We start from the raw sequence: 16,561 nt of genomic DNA, 5'->3' as shown, positions 1-16,561 counted from the left end.
ATATATTTTTTTCACTAAAATTAAAGGTAAATTGCCAGAGGAATACCGGTTAATCCCAGGTGTCTATCAGTAGACCAACACTCCACATTTTTTTCTGATTTCATCACCCACAGACCGCAAGCATCCACCAGAGTGAGATTTTGATCAGAAAATTTTTTGATAAAAACTTTAGCCTGTTGAAGTTCTTTTGTTCCCACCGTTAAAATATGCAGAGGCTTCAAATCTTCGATGAAATTTAAAAATTGTAAGGCACGCTGATGATCATAACGTTTCAAAAACCAGGCATGAGTTTCGGAAATTACCAAAGAAGTAGTAATCAAAAAAACTGGGTCCGAAAAAAGACTGTAAAATAAAGAGTGGTAAGTATCTGAGCGATCCAAAAAAGAGATAAAAGCAGAGCTGTCGACATAAGCCTTTTGACTAGTCTTTTTGGCCATAAATTAGATCATCAATTTGTTGACTGGAAAGAGGATTGCCAGACTCCACAAAACCTGCATAACGCATCCAGGGTTTTTCTTTAGAAACAGGCAATAACGGCTGAATGGCTCGTCTAAGAAATTCAGCTAACGAAACACCCAAACGATCGGATTCTTTTTTCGCTAGAGCATACTCTTTTTCGTTAAAACTAACCTGAGTTCTAATCATGATAACAGAATGTAGAATAATGTTATCATGGTCAAGAGGAAAAAACTAAGCCACCTTCTGAATCACCTTATACAAAGTATCCCGCTCTACAGGATCTCTCCCTGCTTCGCGGATTAGCTTCCGGATAGTCTCGACGGACAAAGCCTCCGGCGTCTTTGCGCCGGCCATGTGGACGATACGTTCCTGGGTCACCGTTCCATCCAAATCGTCTGCCCCGAAAGAAAGTGCAAGTTGCGCCATTTTGAGGCCGCTCATGATCCAGTAGGTTTTGATGTGATCAAAATTGTCGAGGTAGATTCGGCTGACTGCGATTTGTTTCAGGTCCATCAGCCCTGTCGGCTCGGGGATATGAGCCATAGGAGTATCGAAAGGAATAAAACTGAGAGGAATGAAGGTTTGGAAACCACCGGTTTCATCCTGAAGTTCACGCAATTTTCTGAGGTGATCCACTCGGTCTTCGTCGCTCTCAATGTGTCCGTACAACATCGTAGCATTGCTGCGGATGCCCAGCTTGTGGGCTCTGCGATGGATTTCCAGCCAACGCCTTCCCTCAATTTTGTTTGGACAAATTTCTTTACGCGTCTTTTCTGCAAAAATTTCTGCCCCACCACCCGGGATAGAATCGAGTCCTGCGGCCATCAAACGTCTTAAGGTTTCTTCCACACTGAGCTTGCTGACTTTGGCAAAGTAATCAATTTCGACGGCGGTAAAGGCCTTCAAATGAAGATTAGGGACAACCCTTTTAATTTCTCGCAGCAAATTTTCATAATAATCAATTTTATAATCGGGATGTAAACCGCCCACCATATGCAACTCGGTAGCCCCTACGCCAGCCGCTTCTGCGGCTATTTTCTTCATTTCATCCAAAGAGAGCAGATAAGATTTTGTGGAAGATTTAGGCTGCCCAAATTCGCAAAATTTACATTCCACATAACAGACATTGGAATAGTTGATGTGGCGATTGATGTTGTAATAAGTGGCATTCCCGTTTTTACGCTCTCGCACAATGTTGGCGATTTCACCCAGACCAATGAGGTCGTTGGAGCGATAGAGGATCAGACAATCATCGTCACTGATGCGGGTGTTGCTGAGGATTTTGTTTTTGATGTCTTGTAGATTTTTTTTCATATTATTTAACTTGAGTTCCGCAGATTTTAAGAATCATTTTTTGCTCATTCTTGGCAAGTACCCATCTATAAAGCATTTCCCCTCTCCCCTTGAGGGAGAGGGTCAGGGTGAGGGGTATTTCTAGTGCACTCAGGATCACCCTCTCTCTGACTCTCTCCCCTCAAGGGAGAGAGGACTTTTCAGAGTGGCTTCTTACTAAAATCTGCGGAACTCAAGTTATTTTATCAAATGCATAAACTCTTGCCGGGTCGCCAGCTTGGATTCAAAGGCTCCCAGCATCGCAGAGGTCACTGCTTTTGCACCCCGCTTTTGAACCCCTCGCATTTGCATACACAAATGTTCGGCTTCAATCACCACGGCCACCCCCAACGGTTTGAGTTCTCGTTGTAAATTTTCTGCAATTTGTGTCGTCAAGCGTTCTTGAACCTGCAGCCTTCGCGCAAACACCTCCACCAGGCGTGCTACTTTGGATAAGCCGATGATTTTATCCCGTGGGATATAACCCACATGCACATGCCCCCAAAAGGGAAGCAGGTGATGTTCGCACAGGGTATAAAGCGCAATATCTTTCACCAAAATAATTTCGGAATATTTTTCGGTAAATTTGGCGGCATGAATAATTTCTTTGGGATCTTCTTGATAACCTTTAGTAAGAAATTGTAACGATTTTGCAACGCGAAGAGGAGTTTTTTGAAGCCCCTCACGATCGGGGTCTTCTCCTAATTCTTGGAGCAGTTGACGCACTAAAGAAGCTATTTTTTCAGAATTTGGCATATCTCCTCCCTTACCCATAAATCCGTTTCCTTTTGAAGAGTTTTTTCCAGTTCTTTTTGGATCTCTAAATCTGCATATTGTCCCAAGGCCCAGACCGCATGACCTCGAATGAGGGCTTCTTCATCTTGCAAGGCTTGGATAAGCAGCGGGACCGATTCCCTTTTCTTTAGATTTCCCAACACCACACAGACATTTCTTAAAAAACCCCGACGTTTTGGACGCAGCATGGGCAACTCTTTAAAATATTTTTTGAAGGCCTGTGCATCTAACTTTAAATAAAAATGTAGTTCCTCCACTGAGGCAGATCTTAAAAAATCTAAGGGTAATTTTGCCTTGCGGTTCCAAGGGCACACCTCCTGGCAATCGTCACAACCAAATACATGAGCACCGATTTGCGGCCGTAATTCGCGAGGGATGGGACCTTTGAGTTCGATGGTCAGATAAGAAATGCAAAGACGTGCATCCACCATATAAGGTGCCACAATGGCGCGGGTGGGACAGATATCGATGCAGGCTTGACAGTTTCCACAATGATCGGAAACAGGCCCTGCAAGAGAATCAGAAGGCAGGTCTGTCAAAATAGAAGCCAAGAAAAAATAAGAGCCCTGTTTGGGATGGATTAAATTACTATGCTTTCCTATCCAGCCTAGTCCGGCTTGAGAGGCCCAATGCTTCTCCATTACCTGCCCCGTGTCGACATAGGATCTAAATTGAGCCTGAGGAAAATATTGTTCTAACTGCTTTTGAAGCAAATTTAATTTTTTTTGAAGGATAAGATGATAATCTTCTTGCCAGGCATAACGCGAAATAAAAGGGCTTTCAATTTTACCCTTTAACTGCTTTTTTTTAGAATAACCCCAACTTAAGCAAAGGATGCTTTTCGCTCCAGGTAAAATTTTTTCGGGGTCTTCCCGTTTTTCAAGTCCCCGTTCCAAATAAGACATTTCCCCTTGATACGAGGCCTCGAGCCACTGTTTAAAACGTTTGGCAGCCTGAGAGTTTTTTTCAAGAGGGGCCCAGGCCACTTGGGAAAAACCAAGTTCAAAGGCAAGGGCTTCAATTTTGAGGGAGATTTCTTGACCCATGGTTTAGTCATCAGTAGGCAGTTAACAGTTGTCAGCATTGCGAACTTAGGATTAATTCACTCACGTAATGAAAGAAATTATTAAGTTAGTTTTATTTTTTATTCTCACTCTTGTTATAGGAAGCTGCTCGGCAGAAAGTAAGCCTAAGATCATTCGAGGCGTCGTGAACATTACACCCGCCTACGCCAACAAAGGTGGGCCCTCCGACACCCTTTACATTTTTGTCTTTAAGGCCTTAAAAAAAGAGGGGCCCGAAAGTGCCCCTGAATCTCATCCAGCCTATTTGAGGGAAACTCCCCCTCTGGTAATTAAAAAGATAAGCCCCGTGCTGTTTCCAGTAAAGTTTGAAATAAGCGAGCAAGACGTACTGTTCCCAGAGAATCAGTTTAAAGACCAAATAAATGTGGTGGCTCGGCTTTCGCGAAGTGGGAGCCCCCTTGCAAAAAAAGGGGACCTCGAGGGCGTTTATAAAAAGAACCCTGCGAAGGTAGGGGATCAAAATCTCGAAATCCTCATCAATCAAGAAGCCAGTTTGAATTAAGCGTCGCTTCCGATAGCCTCTACAGGGCAAGCCTCCAAGGCCTCCTGGCAAAGCTTCTCCTGCTCTGGAGTTGTGGGCTGTTTGTAAACAAAAGAAAAACCCTTGTCATCGTTACGTTTAAAATTATCAGGCGCCGTTTCTCGGCAAAGGTTGCAATCGATACACTGACTATCGACATAAAATTTTCCTTGGGGTTGTCCTTCTACTTTGTCATTTTTATCAGCCATGACTCATCTCCTGTAAATAATAGGGGTTTCGTAAATTTCAAGCGCGTAGCGCTATAGAGTAACATCTCATTTTTTGCAAGACCCTCGTCTAAAAAAAATGTCTAATCCACAAACTCAAGCTTCACCTTTGGGATTAATCCCGCTTGATGAGCTTCCGCGAAAAAAACCTCCAAAGCCTTGCGCCCTCTTTCACCATAATCAACCGTCAACTCATTCACATACATTCCAATAAAACGATCGGCAAGATTCAAATCGAGGCCACGCCCAAACTGCAGGGCATATTCCACCGCTTCTTGGCGATGTTCCAAACTCAGTTGTATGCTCTTTTTTAATAGGCGGGAAAGATCTTTCATGGCGGCCTCGCCCAAATCGCGACGAACCACATTAGCACCCAGGGGAAGTGGAAGTTGGTGTTTTTCAAACCACCATTTTCCCACATCGACGTACAAACTTAAACCTTCTTTTTGATAAGTCAACTGCCCTTCATGGATGATCAAACCCGCATCATACCTGCCTTCGGCAACCAGGCGAGGAATTTCATCAAAGGCTTCGACCGAAACGTCCAAAATCCCCCCTGTACCCCCCCAATACAATTGTAGCGCCAAATAGGCCGAAGTTTTTTTACCGGGAATGGCAATTTTCATCTCGGAAAGTTTTTTTGATAAATTTTTCTGAGGGCAAATCAGCATAGGTCCATAGTTGTCCCCCATGCTGCAACCGCTGGAAAGCAGGGCGTATTTGTCAGAGACATAAGGAAAGGCATAAAAAGAAATGGCCGTCACCTCGTATTGTCCTTCCATGGCCCTTTCATTCAAGGTCTGGATGTCAGAAAGAATATGCGCAAAACGATAGGGGGAAGTGTCGAATTTATTTTTAGCCAAGGCCCAAAACATAAAGGCATCGTCGGGATCGGGACTGTGGGCAAGATGAATCAGTCTTTGGTTATTTTCCATATCCGGCGGGGTTAGCAAGCGGCTTTTATCTTGTCAAAAGATTAACGACAAAGAAATTTTTGTTCAATTCAGACAACAGCTTCCATTACACACTCCAAAGGATAATCGCTCTTCTGAGCAAGCTGTTTCACTTGAGCTACTTTGGTTCGAGCAACATCATAACTGAATACGCCACAAATCCCCCTGCCTTTCTGATGTACATCCATCATCAAACGGGTGGCTTCTTCTATATTTTTATGGAATACAGTTCGAATGAGCCAAACAACAAACTCCATAGGGGTAAAATCATCATTGAGTAAAATCACACAATACATTTTAGGTTTGGAGACCCGAATTTCTTCCTCAATGGCCACCTCCGAATCATAATCGGATTCCCAATCGCCAGGATTTTTTGGAATGTCTGGTAAGTTTTTCTCCGGCATGCTGGCCCTCTAGTAATTTAGCCCAAAAATTCAACCCAAAAGGCCTTATCTCTTTTTCATTCGATAATACAAAGCCAGATAGGTAACTCCAGAAAACATAATAAGATTGAGGATTGAAAAAACTCTAAACACCTCATCCACAGATCTTAGCCCTGCAGGTAGCATAAAAAGCAAACAAAAGAAAACACCTAAAACCCAGGCCAAGCTTAGATCATCGGAAGATTTGCGCTGGATCAAACGCAGCATGAGAGGAATATTAAAAATAGGAAGAGCAATGGAAGCCAACAGCCCTAGTTGATCAAGCAGGGGGATCCTCATAAGTTAAACCTGTCCTAAATTGTTAAGGCAGTGACTCTATCCTTCAAACACTCTATAAACTTTTCCTGAGTATTCAAGGCCGGCATCAGCTCGTATTGTGTTCCACCCCACTCTTTTGCCATGTCTCCATACAATTTTTTCAACTCATATAAAGTTTCGGAGTGATCGGAAACAAAACTGATGGGAATGGCGAGGATATATTTCTTGCCCTGCTCTAATATCAGTTTTTCTAAAGTTCGGACGGTCTTGGGTTCCAACCATTTTAATGGCCCTACCTTACTTTGATAAGAAAGGCTGTGAGAGTTGGGAAGATTCAATTCTCGCAAAACCAATTCTTTTGATTTCAAAATTTGGTCTTCGTAAGGATCTCCCGCCTTTATTTCTTTTACAGGCACCCCATGGGCACTAAACAGAAGATGCACCTGGCTTCGCACAGCTTCTGGAAAGCGCCCTAAGCCTTCTCGTATCCTAGCGGCCGAGGATTGGATATAAAGAGGATGATCGTGATAATCTTTCACCCATTTTTCTTCCTCAAATTTCATCTTCATTTTTTTACATTGGAGTTCCCATTCACGTTCGCTAGATCGGGTAGTCGTATAGGAATAGTGAGGATAAAGAGGCAGCAGGATGACTTTTTGAATTCCTTCACGCCTTAAAATACTCAAGGCATTTTGGGTGAGCGGATACCAATAGCGCATGGCAACAACGACTTTGAATTGTGTGTGAGGTCCTTTGTTCAATCTCCTTTCCAACTCCCTCGCCTGATCCAACGTCAAATCGATAATCGGAGATTTCCCCCCCATGTACTCAAAATACGGACTACTTTTTTTTGCACGTCGAGAAGATATAAATCTGGCTAGAGGCTTGCGAACTAAAGAAGCCAAAGGAAAAGTAAAAATATTGGGATCTAAAAAAAGATTATATAAAAAAGGTTGAACGGCCGCTAAATTGTGAGGACCACCAAGATTAAAAAGAACCACGCCAATTTTTTGCATCTTACACTGTCCTGGAAAACACAGGTTTTTCTTTCATCATCTCACCCAGGTAAGCATCAAAAACCATCACAATGTTTCGAATCAGCAAGCGCCCCATTCCTTCAACGAAAATCTTTTTATCTTTTCGGATCACAAAACCATCGTTGATAAATTCAGCAAGTTTGGGAAGACTTTCGGCGAAATAATTTTCAAAAGAAATGTTAAACTCTTTCTCAATTTCTTTTTCATCCAGCTCAAAATCACACATCAAAGTCATGATCACTTTTTTTCGGATGTGATCGTCTCGGTTCATGCGATAACCCACAGAGGTCGCAAAATGACCTTCCGAGATGGCCTGATAATATTCAGGCAATGTCTTTGCATTTTGCGCATAGACCTCATTCAATTGACTAATCGCGCTCATACCCATCGCATAGACTTCGGTTCCAGCCTTGGTAGAATAGCCCTGAAAATTGCGGAAGAGAGTTTTGTTTTTTTGCGCAATCGCCAGTTCATCTGTGGGTTTTGCAAAGTGGTCCATTCCAATATATTGATACCCCGCGGCTTGCAGTTTTTCGATGGTCATTTTGAGAATCATTAATTTTTGATCGGGCGTAGGAAGATCTTCGGCCTTGATAAGATTCATGTGCTTCTTCAACCAGGGCACATGCGCATAATTAAAAATGGCCAAACGATCGGGATTGATTTCAATAATTTTATCGAGCGTTTTTTCAAAGCCCTGCAAGGTCTGAAAGGGCAATCCATAAATAAGATCCAGATTAATACTGTGAAATCCCAGTTCCCTACCCCAGTCTACTGCAGCACGAGTAACACTCTCCGGCTGTAGACGGTTCACTGCTTTCTGTACCCTCTCTTCGAAATCTTGGACACCCATGGACAAACGATTAAAGCCGGCTTCTTTAAGTGCCACAATGTGATCCCGTGTGAGATCGCGTGGATCAATCTCAGAACTGGCTTCCAGTTCTTTTTGATCAAAATTAAAATGGTTTTGAATGAGTGAACCTAAATGACGAATTTCGTCGGGATTAAGATAAGTAGGCGTTCCCCCGCCCCAATGCAATTGATAGACAGGGCGATTTTTAGAGACATGTTTTGTGACGAGTTGAATTTCTTTTTCGAGGTAAGTGAGATAATCGGCAATCTTTTGACGCTCATGCGTCACCATCATGGTGCAACCACAAAAGTAACAGAGGGTGTCACAAAAGGGGATGTGAAAATAGAGAGAGAGTGGCCCCTGATTTTTTTTATTGCTTTGCCGAAGCTCCTCTTCAAATTGCGCCGGGCCAAAATCTTTGGAAAACTTGGGAGCCGTAGGATAGCTGGTATAACGCGGCCCGGGCTTGTCGTAACGCTTGAGAACCTCAAGATTAATTTTGGAAATCATTCGTTCCCTATTATTTTTAAATAAGAATTGGCCCATTCGGCTCTAATGCAACATCCACCGCAGCAAGGGATTGCCTAAATATCGATGCAATCCTAGCCCAGTTAATAATTGCCCAGAAATTGCTCCAGCCACAAATGAGCCTAAGGGTGCAACAACTTCATGTTGTCCTAAAAGTGGACTATAATAGGGCAGCAGTTTAAAGCCACTGTCCACTCTTGTAATTCTAAAATAACTATAAATAGCACAAGTCGCCAAAATATTAGTCACTGCATGACCCAGGGATAATGTGGCAAGAGAGACCGCATGATCTTGCCAAGACATGGGCAGATCTTTTGTTTCAGAATAATGATCATAAAAGGCTAAACCCACCAGTACTCCCAGGGCACCCAAACCTGAGATCACCCTCTGTACGGGTGCCCCTTCCAGAACGCCTATGTGACAAATACTACCCAGGGTATATCCTGCTAAATGGCCCCATTGAGTTGAAAAAACATTTTCTCTTGGTTGTAACCTGCTTGTAAACAAATTCCACGCTTGATCTTTTTGCGAAGGGTCTAAATGAGTAAAACTATCCAAATATCTAAAATATTCATCCCTTTCGAGCATCTGCTCGGTTCCTGGATTTGCAAAAGGGCCACTATTTGCCCGCCATGCCTGATGCAAAAGAGCAGAATCAACACCATTACCAACATCATGCAAACAAATACTGTCTGGCATAAAAGTCTCCTTTTTTAACACCTACTTTTTTTCTCTCGACAACTCTCACTACTATTTTCGGCAGTGCGTCAAAAAAGTTGCTAATTTATTTTGAACTTATTTCTTTTACACACTTCACCAAATATTTTGCATTTTCGGGAGAAACGTCCGGTGTAATTCCATGCCCCAAATTAAAGATATAAGCCTGTTTGGAATTAAGCTGCGATAATACCTGGGCCACTTCTTCTCGAATCACTTTGGGAGGAGATAATAATACGGTCGGATCCAAATTCCCTTGAATAGCAATTTTCTTCCCCAAAATTTTTCGGGCCCAGGATAAATCGACGGTCCAATCAAGACTGATTCCATTGGCGCCACAGCTCTTTATTTTTTCGAGGTACTGCCCTGTGCCTTTCGCAAAGAAAATGATGGGGATCATGTCTGACGACGAAACACGCTTATTTTTAATCCCCGCAATCACCTCTTCTACATAGGCTAGAGAAAACTCCAAAAAATCAGGGGCAGAAAGCACACCCCCCCAGGAATCAAAAATCTGTACGGCCTGAACACCCGACTCAATTTGGTAGTTCAGCAAATCAATAACCGCACGAGTGACTTTTTGGAGTAATTGATGCGCCAGTTTTTTATTTTCGTAGAGAAGTTTTTTTACCTGTTTGAAATCTTTGGTTCCCTGCCCTTCCACCATGTACGCCATCAAAGTGAAGGGAGATCCGGCAAAACCAATAAGAGGAATTGCCTCCTCCTTATACTCCCCCCTCCCTCGAGGGGATGGGGTGTGGGGGCGGGTGATATTTCTTTCATCCAACTGCTTCCGTACTAATCGAATTGCCTTCCCTAAATAATCGTAGGCTTTTTCGGGTTTAGGAATACTCAGCTTTTTAAGATCAGTCGAGCTTTGGATAAGCGGAAACAAACGTGGCCCCATTTTTTCTTCGATAGTTAGTCCCTGTCCCATTGCTTCGGGGACAATAAGAATATCCGAGAAAATAATGGCTGCATCCACACCCAAATAGTCGACAGGCTGCAAAGTGACTTCTGCCGCAAGTTCTGGGGTTTTGCATAATCCCAAAAAAGTGGTTTTGGATCGAATGGCACGATACTCCGGCAGATAGCGCCCTGCCTGACGCATAATCCAAACGGGTGCACGAGAGGTTTTTTGTCCAAGACAGGCTTGGAGGAAGAGGCTATTTGGGTTCATAAAATTGGATTTCCTGTATTTTTAAAATGCTCCAACATCTTTCGCGGATCATCCGTTATAAGACCTTCCACTCCACTTTCCACAAGAGCCCTGGCTTCGTCTACTTCATTCACCGTCCACACCCAAATTTTTTTATTTTTCTTTTTCAGTTTTTCCAAGAGCTTTTTATCCGCAAGCACACGAGAGGGATGATAGGAATAAGGCTGAAACAGAAAGTCAAAAGCTGCCCGTGTGGAAAAGGGATCTTGTCTTTCGTAGAACAAATAACCACGTTTAATCTGCGGAGCAATCTGCCTCATGCGACGAAGGGCAAAAATATTGAAGGAGGAGACCAGCATATTTTCTTGCATCTTAAAATCCTGTATCAGACGAAATAATTTTTGCTCGCGACCCTCCGCAAAAATATTTTCTCCTTTAATTTCCACATTGATCCAAAAATCTCTGCCTAAAAGATCAAACACTTCAGCCAAAGTGGGAATTTTTTCTCCCTGGCCAAAATCAATTTGTTTCAATTCTTTGAGAGTATGCCCAGAAATTTTTCCACTATGGGAAGTGAGCAGCGACAAGTCTTCATTGTGAGTCACCACCAAATGGCCATCAGCGCTGACTAAAATATCCAATTCTACACCCTGAGCCCCCATTTTTTTTGCGAGATCAAAAGCCGCTAAGGTATTCTCAGGTGCTTTAAGACGCGCACCGCGGTGGGCAATGATAAGGGGATGTGTGGAAGACTTAAGATTCACGCCAAGCTAAAGAGCAAAATTCAACCATTTGGGCAAAGTTTTTTTTTGAATCAAAAAAAAGTGGATCAATCTTCTTCAATTAAACCTAATTGGTGTGCACCAAAGTACAATGCGCCAAATACTGCAGCAGCACCTAAAGCGTAAATGGCTCCCACTTTTACACCTCTGGAAGCATAAGTTAAAAGTGATTTATAGAAAGCTCTATTAATTACAAACTGAGAACTTCTTTCACAGATAGGAATATATCTTCCAAGAAAATTGTAGCCCTGAACCAAGGGAATACTTCTCCCAAAGTGAACGAGGGTTTCTGCTACTTGTGCATTACGTTCAACTCTTCTTAAGTTTATTAAATTGCTCAAAGTGAGGGCGCCACTTACTTGTGTCATTACAGCCGATTGTCTTGCCACTTCTGCTGCAACCGCTGCCAATTGCTTACTCGCCGCTGTAAGCAACCAGGCAGTGCAAAAAACAGAAGAGGCGGCTGAAGTTGCTTTGTTTTCTACGCTCCTATATTCAAGGGGGGCATAAAATCCAGTATAGTAACGAAACCAGCCTCGAGTAAATTGATACAAGCCATAGGCTGCAGCAGCAGTAATTGCAGCACCAAGAAGCATATTTCCTGCCCCACCCCCAAATGCGCGAGGGATATCCCTGACAAACATCCTGCCAAAAAAACCTATAATTGATTTTTGTTCAAAGTTGAAAGGATGCCTAAGAGTATGCCACATCCACCCTCTACTAGTACCATCTAACAGAGCGACCCCGAAAATAAAGGGACGTGTAAAACCAAAATATCTATCATAAGTTGCCGCTTCATTACGCCGACGAATAATTTCAATATTGTTTTGAATACTTGCTCTGTTTGAATTGGCTGAATTTGAGCTCAGTTGATGAATGGCTCTGTCATTGCGGGGTCTAAAGACAAGCACACCTATTTCACTTGCCGTGTAATTGTGTGTAAACAGGTTCCAAATCAAACCTTCTCCGCCTGCAATACCTGCCACACCGCCAACGGCACCGGCTAGCGCCGGAAATAGATTTCCGATGATAAATACTTTTCTGAAAGTTTCCCATCCCGCATAACTCGCACTCCACAAATGCGCCCCACCCCGCGTCACATTCCATCTCAGAAAATTGGTCACAGAATTCCAGTGGGGTCTCTCTCTCCATTCCGCATTTTCAGTATCTGTAAATCTTCTTTCGCCTGTTAACAAACGAGGATCAATATGCCCATCCATAAACCAAGCGGATGGAGTAGAATTAATTCCAGAGATTTCTTCTTCACTAAAAGTATTGTAATCCTCAAAAACATGTCGAATACCCTCCGTCAAAGAAAGAGGGTGAGTGGAAGTATTTTGAGAAATGGCCAAACTTTGATGTCTTTGCCTTAAAATTTCGGGATTCGCGAAGTAATTGAGGATTTTGAGTCCTTCTTCACTATTAATGGCATAACGCCGATCTCCAAAAGAAACTGAATAAGAGTCTTGTGCATCTAGTTTACCATCATGATTAACATCTATGGCTTGAAGCTGATGAACAGATTCAAATTGTTCTGGAAGGTCCGAGCGATTTATCAATGGATCATGAACCCCAACCAATTGATGAGAAACCACCGAAAATTCATAGCTATTTTGAGTATCGGATGCAATCATACTTATTTATCTCCTTGGTACCCAATCCTTTCGGCAAATCCTCTAAAAAGTTGCTAAGATTTTTTATTTTTTTTTACCTCACTAAATTTCATAAACAAACTCTCTCCCTGGCCAGATGGCTCGAAAACGAATCGAACGGTTTTCTGCCCCCCCCACCACACCCCAGGCCAGTGCAAGACATTCCATCTGGGCTTCCACGGTCATTTTGCCTGAAAGTCCTACAACCACTTCTTCCACCTCTAAATCATAAGCGGTTTTTGCAATGGCGTAATAGGGATCTTTGGCAGGCACCAGAAGGGGCAACACTTTCTTTCCACTTTTTTCGGCAAGATTGACAATTTGGGTGAGCAGACTTTGTTCTTCGGGAAACAGTTCACGAAGCTCTGCTTCCATTTGGTAGGGTTTTTCAATTTTTGCCGCCATCACGACACAATCGCTGGTTAGGGAATCCAACTCTGAAAGCAAAAGCTGAACATGATAGAGATTGTTGGGATCTCGTGCGGCAATCAATAGGCGTCTTTCTTTCTTCAAACTACAACTTTCAGGGCTAATCGATTCTTGAAAACTAAGGTTCACCTGCTCCTGAAATTCCACACCGTTTAAACTTTCAACTTTTAAATGAACAATTTTTCCATGAGTTTTTTCGGAAATCGTAAACAGTATAAAAAAAGCGGCTGTAAAGAGTAAGCCCCATTGTGTGGCCAAGGGCTTGCTAAACAGATTTACAATCGCCAAAGCCAACAAAGCTAAAAATATAAAAAATAAACCTACGGGCAATTCAATTTTACCCAAGCGAAGATTGAAGGGAACTCTCCATTCTCTAGGACTGGGATCTTGAAAGCGAAGCATCAGCATGGCCAAGGCCTTTAAGGTAAAACTCCAAATGACTCCAAAGGCATAGGCTTCTCCCAGAGAATAAATATCGCCTCGACAGGCAACCAGGGTAAAAAGTTGCAAAAACAAAATCATGTAAAGCAAACGGTAGTTCGTTCCATAACGCTGATGCGGTTTTCGAAACCAGTCGGAAAGCACTCCATCTTCGGAAACACGGCACAGCACTCCATTGCAGCCCACCATAGAAGTATTCACGGCGCCTGATAATAGCAAAAATCCTACAAACACCACAGCACCATGGAGCAGCATCCGGATGGACAGAGGGCCCACCACGTGCATCGCCAAACCGCCGAGCAAGTTCTCAGAATATTCCGATATCCGCAAATCATGGGGGATGATCATCACGGCACAAAAAGTGAGAATGGCGGTAAACACAAAGGCAAAGCTGCCGATGAGAATGGCCGTCTTTTTTAAATTTTTTAATTTGGGGGCCTCTACTTCGCGATAAACCTGGGCCAAAGATTCTTCTCCACTCATCGCTAACAAGGAATGCCCTAAGCCTATCAGCACCGCCACCCAGGTGAGAGTTTTTAATTTGTCAAAATGGGCCAGCCAGCCCATGGAATCTTCGGAAAGCTTGACATGTAAGGAAGGAAGTGCCGGATGCTGGACCCCTATCGTCCAAAGAGAAAAAATGAGAAGAATAAGCCCCACCACACAGGTGACGAGAAAAATCTTCAGGGCTTTGTCACTGGATTCCTCTATTCCAATAATATTTTTTCGCCAAAAATAGAGCAAAATACTTCCGGCAACCAGCACGGAACCGAGCACATAAGGAACATGATAGGAAAGATGAAAATATTGAAAAAGTTCGTTGATATAACTGACCAAATACTGCCCCGCAGAAACCGCACTGATCGGTCCCGTCAGTATGTAATCGAACACCAAAGCCGAAACGGCAAACTTGGCCAAGGTACCTCCCATCGCCTCTTTGACAACTTTATAAACTCCCCCTCGCACAAACATGGAACAGGACTCTACATAAACCATACGCACGAGATTGGCAAAAAGCATGATGGCCAAAATGAACCAGGGTGCGGCTTCTCCGATAGCCTTCTCAGCAATCCCTCCGGCATAAAAGGCAGAAGAACCCAAATCGCAAAGCACAATAGCCCCGGCTCTCCAGAAAGAAATAAAAGAAAGCATGGCGGTAGTGACTAAAATAACTTTAGTTTTGGGTGTTGCACTCACATTGGGATTTGGCATAGATCCCCGTAGCTATAGTAGGAAATTATTTTTGGCAAATTGAATGTGTAAACCCATTTTATGAATACAGAAATCGACCTCCATGGACTTCGCTTGCACGAAGCCGAAATGGTAGTGATGAAATTTTTGGATCAACTTTATTGCCAGGAGGAAGGCAGCGGACGCATTATTCACGGTTTTGGAGTGATTGCCGAAAAATTACCGCAGTGGTTAAAAAATTATCCCTATGTAAAACGCTTCGAACGGGCACCTTTTAATTTGGGGGTAACTCTGGTGTTTATGGATATTATCTAAGAAAATATGGCTAAAACTCAAACAATTTATTCCTGCCAAAACTGCGGTTATCAAACACCCAAATGGTTGGGCAAATGTCCCGATTGCAACAAGTGGAACAGCTTTGCCGAAGAAACAAAAAGTACTAATACCCCCACCGCCTCGCGTTACAGTGACCCTGCCTTTTTCACGATTAGCAGCGAGGTGAAATCTATCGATGAAGTACAAATGGAAAACATCGCACGATTTAGTTCCGGTAATTCGGAGTTGGATCGCTTGCTGGGTGGCGGGATAGTCCCTAGTTCTCTGGTTTTGCTGGGAGGTGATCCCGGCATAGGAAAATCCACTCTGGTTTTGCAGACCGTGGGTCACGTCGCCAAAACAGACCCCGTGCTTTATATCTCGGGTGAAGAATCAGCCTCGCAGATTAAAATGCGCGCCGAGCGTTTGGGGATTCACTCCAAAAATCTTTTTGTGTGTTCCGAAAACAACCTGCGCAAGGCCTTAGAGTTTGTCGAAAAAATTAAACCCAAACTTTTGATTGTCGATTCCATTCAAACCATTTTTCTACCCGAACACGAATCGGCCCCCGGCTCTCTCACTCAAGTGCGAGAGTGTGCAGGAAAACTGCTCTATCTCACCAAATCAAAAACTTTATCAACTTGGATCATCGGTCACATGACGAAAGAAGGCATGATCGCCGGACCCAAAGTTTTAGAGCATCTGGTGGATACCGTTTTGTATTTTGAAGGAGACAAAGGCCAGGCCTACCGTTTGCTACGTGCGAACAAAAACCGTTTTGGATCCACCAATGAAGTGGGCGTCTTTGAGATGACTTCAGCTGGTTTGCTGCCCATCGACAATCCCTCAGCGCTCTTTCTTTCCGGAAGCTCCGAGAAAACTCCGGGCTCGGTAATTGTCTCAAGTCTGGAAGGTTCACGACCTTTTTTGGTGGAAGTTCAAGTGCTAGTTTCCAGTTCAAATTTGGCCATGCCTCGCAGGGTTTCCCTGGGTGTGGATGGAAATCGCCTCGCTCTACTCATCGCTATTTTAGAAAAAAATTTAGGCTACAGCATCGGCGGACAAGATGTTTTTTTGAACGTAGTTGGGGGGCTGAAACTCAGCGAACCCAGCAGCGACCTTGGAATCCTGGCCGCTCTCCTCTCTTCGTTTCGCAATCATGCACTACCGCAAGAATCGGTTTACATAGGTGAAGTGGGCCTTGGCGGAGAAATACGCCCTGCCCCACAATTGGAACTGCGACTCGCAGAGATTGAGCGTTTGGGATTTAAGCAGGTTTATATTTCAGAAAAAAATACAAAGATTAAAAAATCTTCCAAGATGGAAATTAAGACCTTGAAAACAGTGGGACAGCTGGCAGATTTACTATTTTAGCTCATTAAGGA

General features: G+C 43.4%; 19 protein-coding genes. 3 read left to right on the top strand and 16 right to left on the bottom strand.

The features are described from left to right. Nucleotides 1–20: 20 nt before the first annotated feature. The 5 genes from HQM15_01555 to queG form a co-directional block, all read right to left on the bottom strand. The gene (locus HQM15_01555) at nucleotides 21–437 is read right to left on the bottom strand and encodes a type II toxin-antitoxin system VapC family toxin (protein ID MBF0491449.1); all 417 of its coding nucleotides are present in this window, start codon (nucleotides 435–437) and stop codon (nucleotides 21–23) included. Next, nucleotides 421–645 carry a CopG family transcriptional regulator gene (locus HQM15_01550; protein MBF0491448.1) on the bottom strand — a complete coding sequence of 75 codons (225 nt, stop codon included), beginning with the start codon at nucleotides 643–645 and terminating at the stop codon, nucleotides 421–423. The genes HQM15_01555 and HQM15_01550 overlap by 17 nt, the downstream gene beginning before the upstream one ends. A 45-nt stretch (nucleotides 646–690) precedes the next feature. After that, nucleotides 691–1,773, bottom strand: a complete 1,083-nt coding sequence (mqnE, locus tag HQM15_01545) for an aminofutalosine synthase MqnE (GenBank protein MBF0491447.1) — start codon at nucleotides 1,771–1,773, stop codon at nucleotides 691–693. Between the two features lie 216 nt (nucleotides 1,774–1,989). Next, the gene (folE, locus tag HQM15_01540) at nucleotides 1,990–2,565 is read right to left on the bottom strand and encodes a GTP cyclohydrolase I FolE (protein ID MBF0491446.1); all 576 of its coding nucleotides are present in this window, start codon (nucleotides 2,563–2,565) and stop codon (nucleotides 1,990–1,992) included. Then, entirely contained in the window at nucleotides 2,526–3,632 is a 1,107-nt protein-coding gene (gene queG / locus HQM15_01535) for a tRNA epoxyqueuosine(34) reductase QueG (protein ID MBF0491445.1), read from the bottom strand. Before queG ends, folE begins: the two co-directional genes overlap by 40 nt. A gap of 67 nt (nucleotides 3,633–3,699) precedes the next feature. Here queG and HQM15_01530 point away from each other — a divergent pair, with 67 nt between their 5' ends. Then, nucleotides 3,700–4,173: a hypothetical protein gene (locus HQM15_01530; GenBank protein MBF0491444.1), complete on the top strand. Its 474-nt coding sequence runs from the start codon at nucleotides 3,700–3,702 to the stop codon at nucleotides 4,171–4,173. Here the strand turns inward: HQM15_01530 and HQM15_01525 are convergent. From HQM15_01525 to HQM15_01475, 11 genes are all read right to left on the bottom strand, one after another. Further along, entirely contained in the window at nucleotides 4,170–4,400 is a 231-nt protein-coding gene (locus tag HQM15_01525) for a ferredoxin (protein MBF0491443.1), read from the bottom strand. The genes HQM15_01530 and HQM15_01525 overlap by 4 nt on opposite strands. Nucleotides 4,401–4,501: 101 nt before the next feature. After that, nucleotides 4,502–5,353 (bottom strand): ABC transporter substrate-binding protein, encoded by an 852-nt coding sequence (locus HQM15_01520; protein MBF0491442.1) that lies wholly within the window; start codon nucleotides 5,351–5,353, stop codon nucleotides 4,502–4,504. Nucleotides 5,354–5,421: 68 nt separating this feature from the next. Next, a complete protein-coding gene (gene clpS, locus HQM15_01515; GenBank protein ID MBF0491441.1) occupies nucleotides 5,422–5,775 on the bottom strand; it encodes an ATP-dependent Clp protease adapter ClpS in 354 nt (117 codons plus the stop codon). A 45-nt stretch (nucleotides 5,776–5,820) separates the two neighbouring features. Continuing rightward, the gene (locus HQM15_01510; GenBank protein ID MBF0491440.1) at nucleotides 5,821–6,093 is read right to left on the bottom strand and encodes a hypothetical protein; all 273 of its coding nucleotides are present in this window, start codon (nucleotides 6,091–6,093) and stop codon (nucleotides 5,821–5,823) included. A gap of 14 nt (nucleotides 6,094–6,107) precedes the next feature. Continuing rightward, the gene (hemH, locus tag HQM15_01505; protein MBF0491439.1) at nucleotides 6,108–7,088 is read right to left on the bottom strand and encodes a ferrochelatase; all 981 of its coding nucleotides are present in this window, start codon (nucleotides 7,086–7,088) and stop codon (nucleotides 6,108–6,110) included. Between the two features lies 1 nt (nucleotide 7,089). Next, nucleotides 7,090–8,472, bottom strand: coding sequence for an oxygen-independent coproporphyrinogen III oxidase (gene hemN, locus HQM15_01500; protein MBF0491438.1), 1,383 nt, complete (start codon nucleotides 8,470–8,472; stop codon nucleotides 7,090–7,092). A 42-nt stretch (nucleotides 8,473–8,514) separates the two neighbouring features. Next, on the bottom strand, nucleotides 8,515–9,189 hold the full coding sequence (locus HQM15_01495; protein MBF0491437.1) for a hypothetical protein: 675 nt from the start codon (nucleotides 9,187–9,189) through the stop codon (nucleotides 8,515–8,517). 85 nt (nucleotides 9,190–9,274) lie between these two features. Next, nucleotides 9,275–10,387: a uroporphyrinogen decarboxylase gene (locus HQM15_01490; GenBank protein MBF0491436.1), complete on the bottom strand. Its 1,113-nt coding sequence runs from the start codon at nucleotides 10,385–10,387 to the stop codon at nucleotides 9,275–9,277. Continuing rightward, nucleotides 10,384–11,130 (bottom strand): hypothetical protein, encoded by a 747-nt coding sequence (locus HQM15_01485; GenBank protein ID MBF0491435.1) that lies wholly within the window; start codon nucleotides 11,128–11,130, stop codon nucleotides 10,384–10,386. Before HQM15_01485 ends, HQM15_01490 begins: the two co-directional genes overlap by 4 nt. A gap of 65 nt (nucleotides 11,131–11,195) precedes the next feature. Next, nucleotides 11,196–12,782, bottom strand: a complete 1,587-nt coding sequence (locus HQM15_01480) for a hypothetical protein (GenBank protein MBF0491434.1) — start codon at nucleotides 12,780–12,782, stop codon at nucleotides 11,196–11,198. Between the two features lie 81 nt (nucleotides 12,783–12,863). Continuing rightward, entirely contained in the window at nucleotides 12,864–14,882 is a 2,019-nt protein-coding gene (locus tag HQM15_01475; protein ID MBF0491433.1) for an APC family permease, read from the bottom strand. Nucleotides 14,883–14,942: 60 nt separating this feature from the next. Between HQM15_01475 and HQM15_01470 the strand changes: the two genes are divergently transcribed. Continuing rightward, a complete protein-coding gene (locus HQM15_01470) occupies nucleotides 14,943–15,176 on the top strand; it encodes a Smr/MutS family protein (GenBank protein ID MBF0491432.1) in 234 nt (77 codons plus the stop codon). Nucleotides 15,177–15,182: 6 nt separating this feature from the next. Further along, nucleotides 15,183–16,550 (top strand): DNA repair protein RadA, encoded by a 1,368-nt coding sequence (gene radA / locus HQM15_01465; protein ID MBF0491431.1) that lies wholly within the window; start codon nucleotides 15,183–15,185, stop codon nucleotides 16,548–16,550. Nucleotides 16,551–16,561 lie beyond the last annotated feature (11 nt).

The organism is Deltaproteobacteria bacterium, assembly GCA_015233135.1.
In the GTDB taxonomy this organism is placed as follows: Bacteria; UBA10199; UBA10199; order JADFYH01; family JADFYH01; genus JADFYH01.
This window is presented reverse-complemented; position numbering and strand designations above follow the sequence as displayed.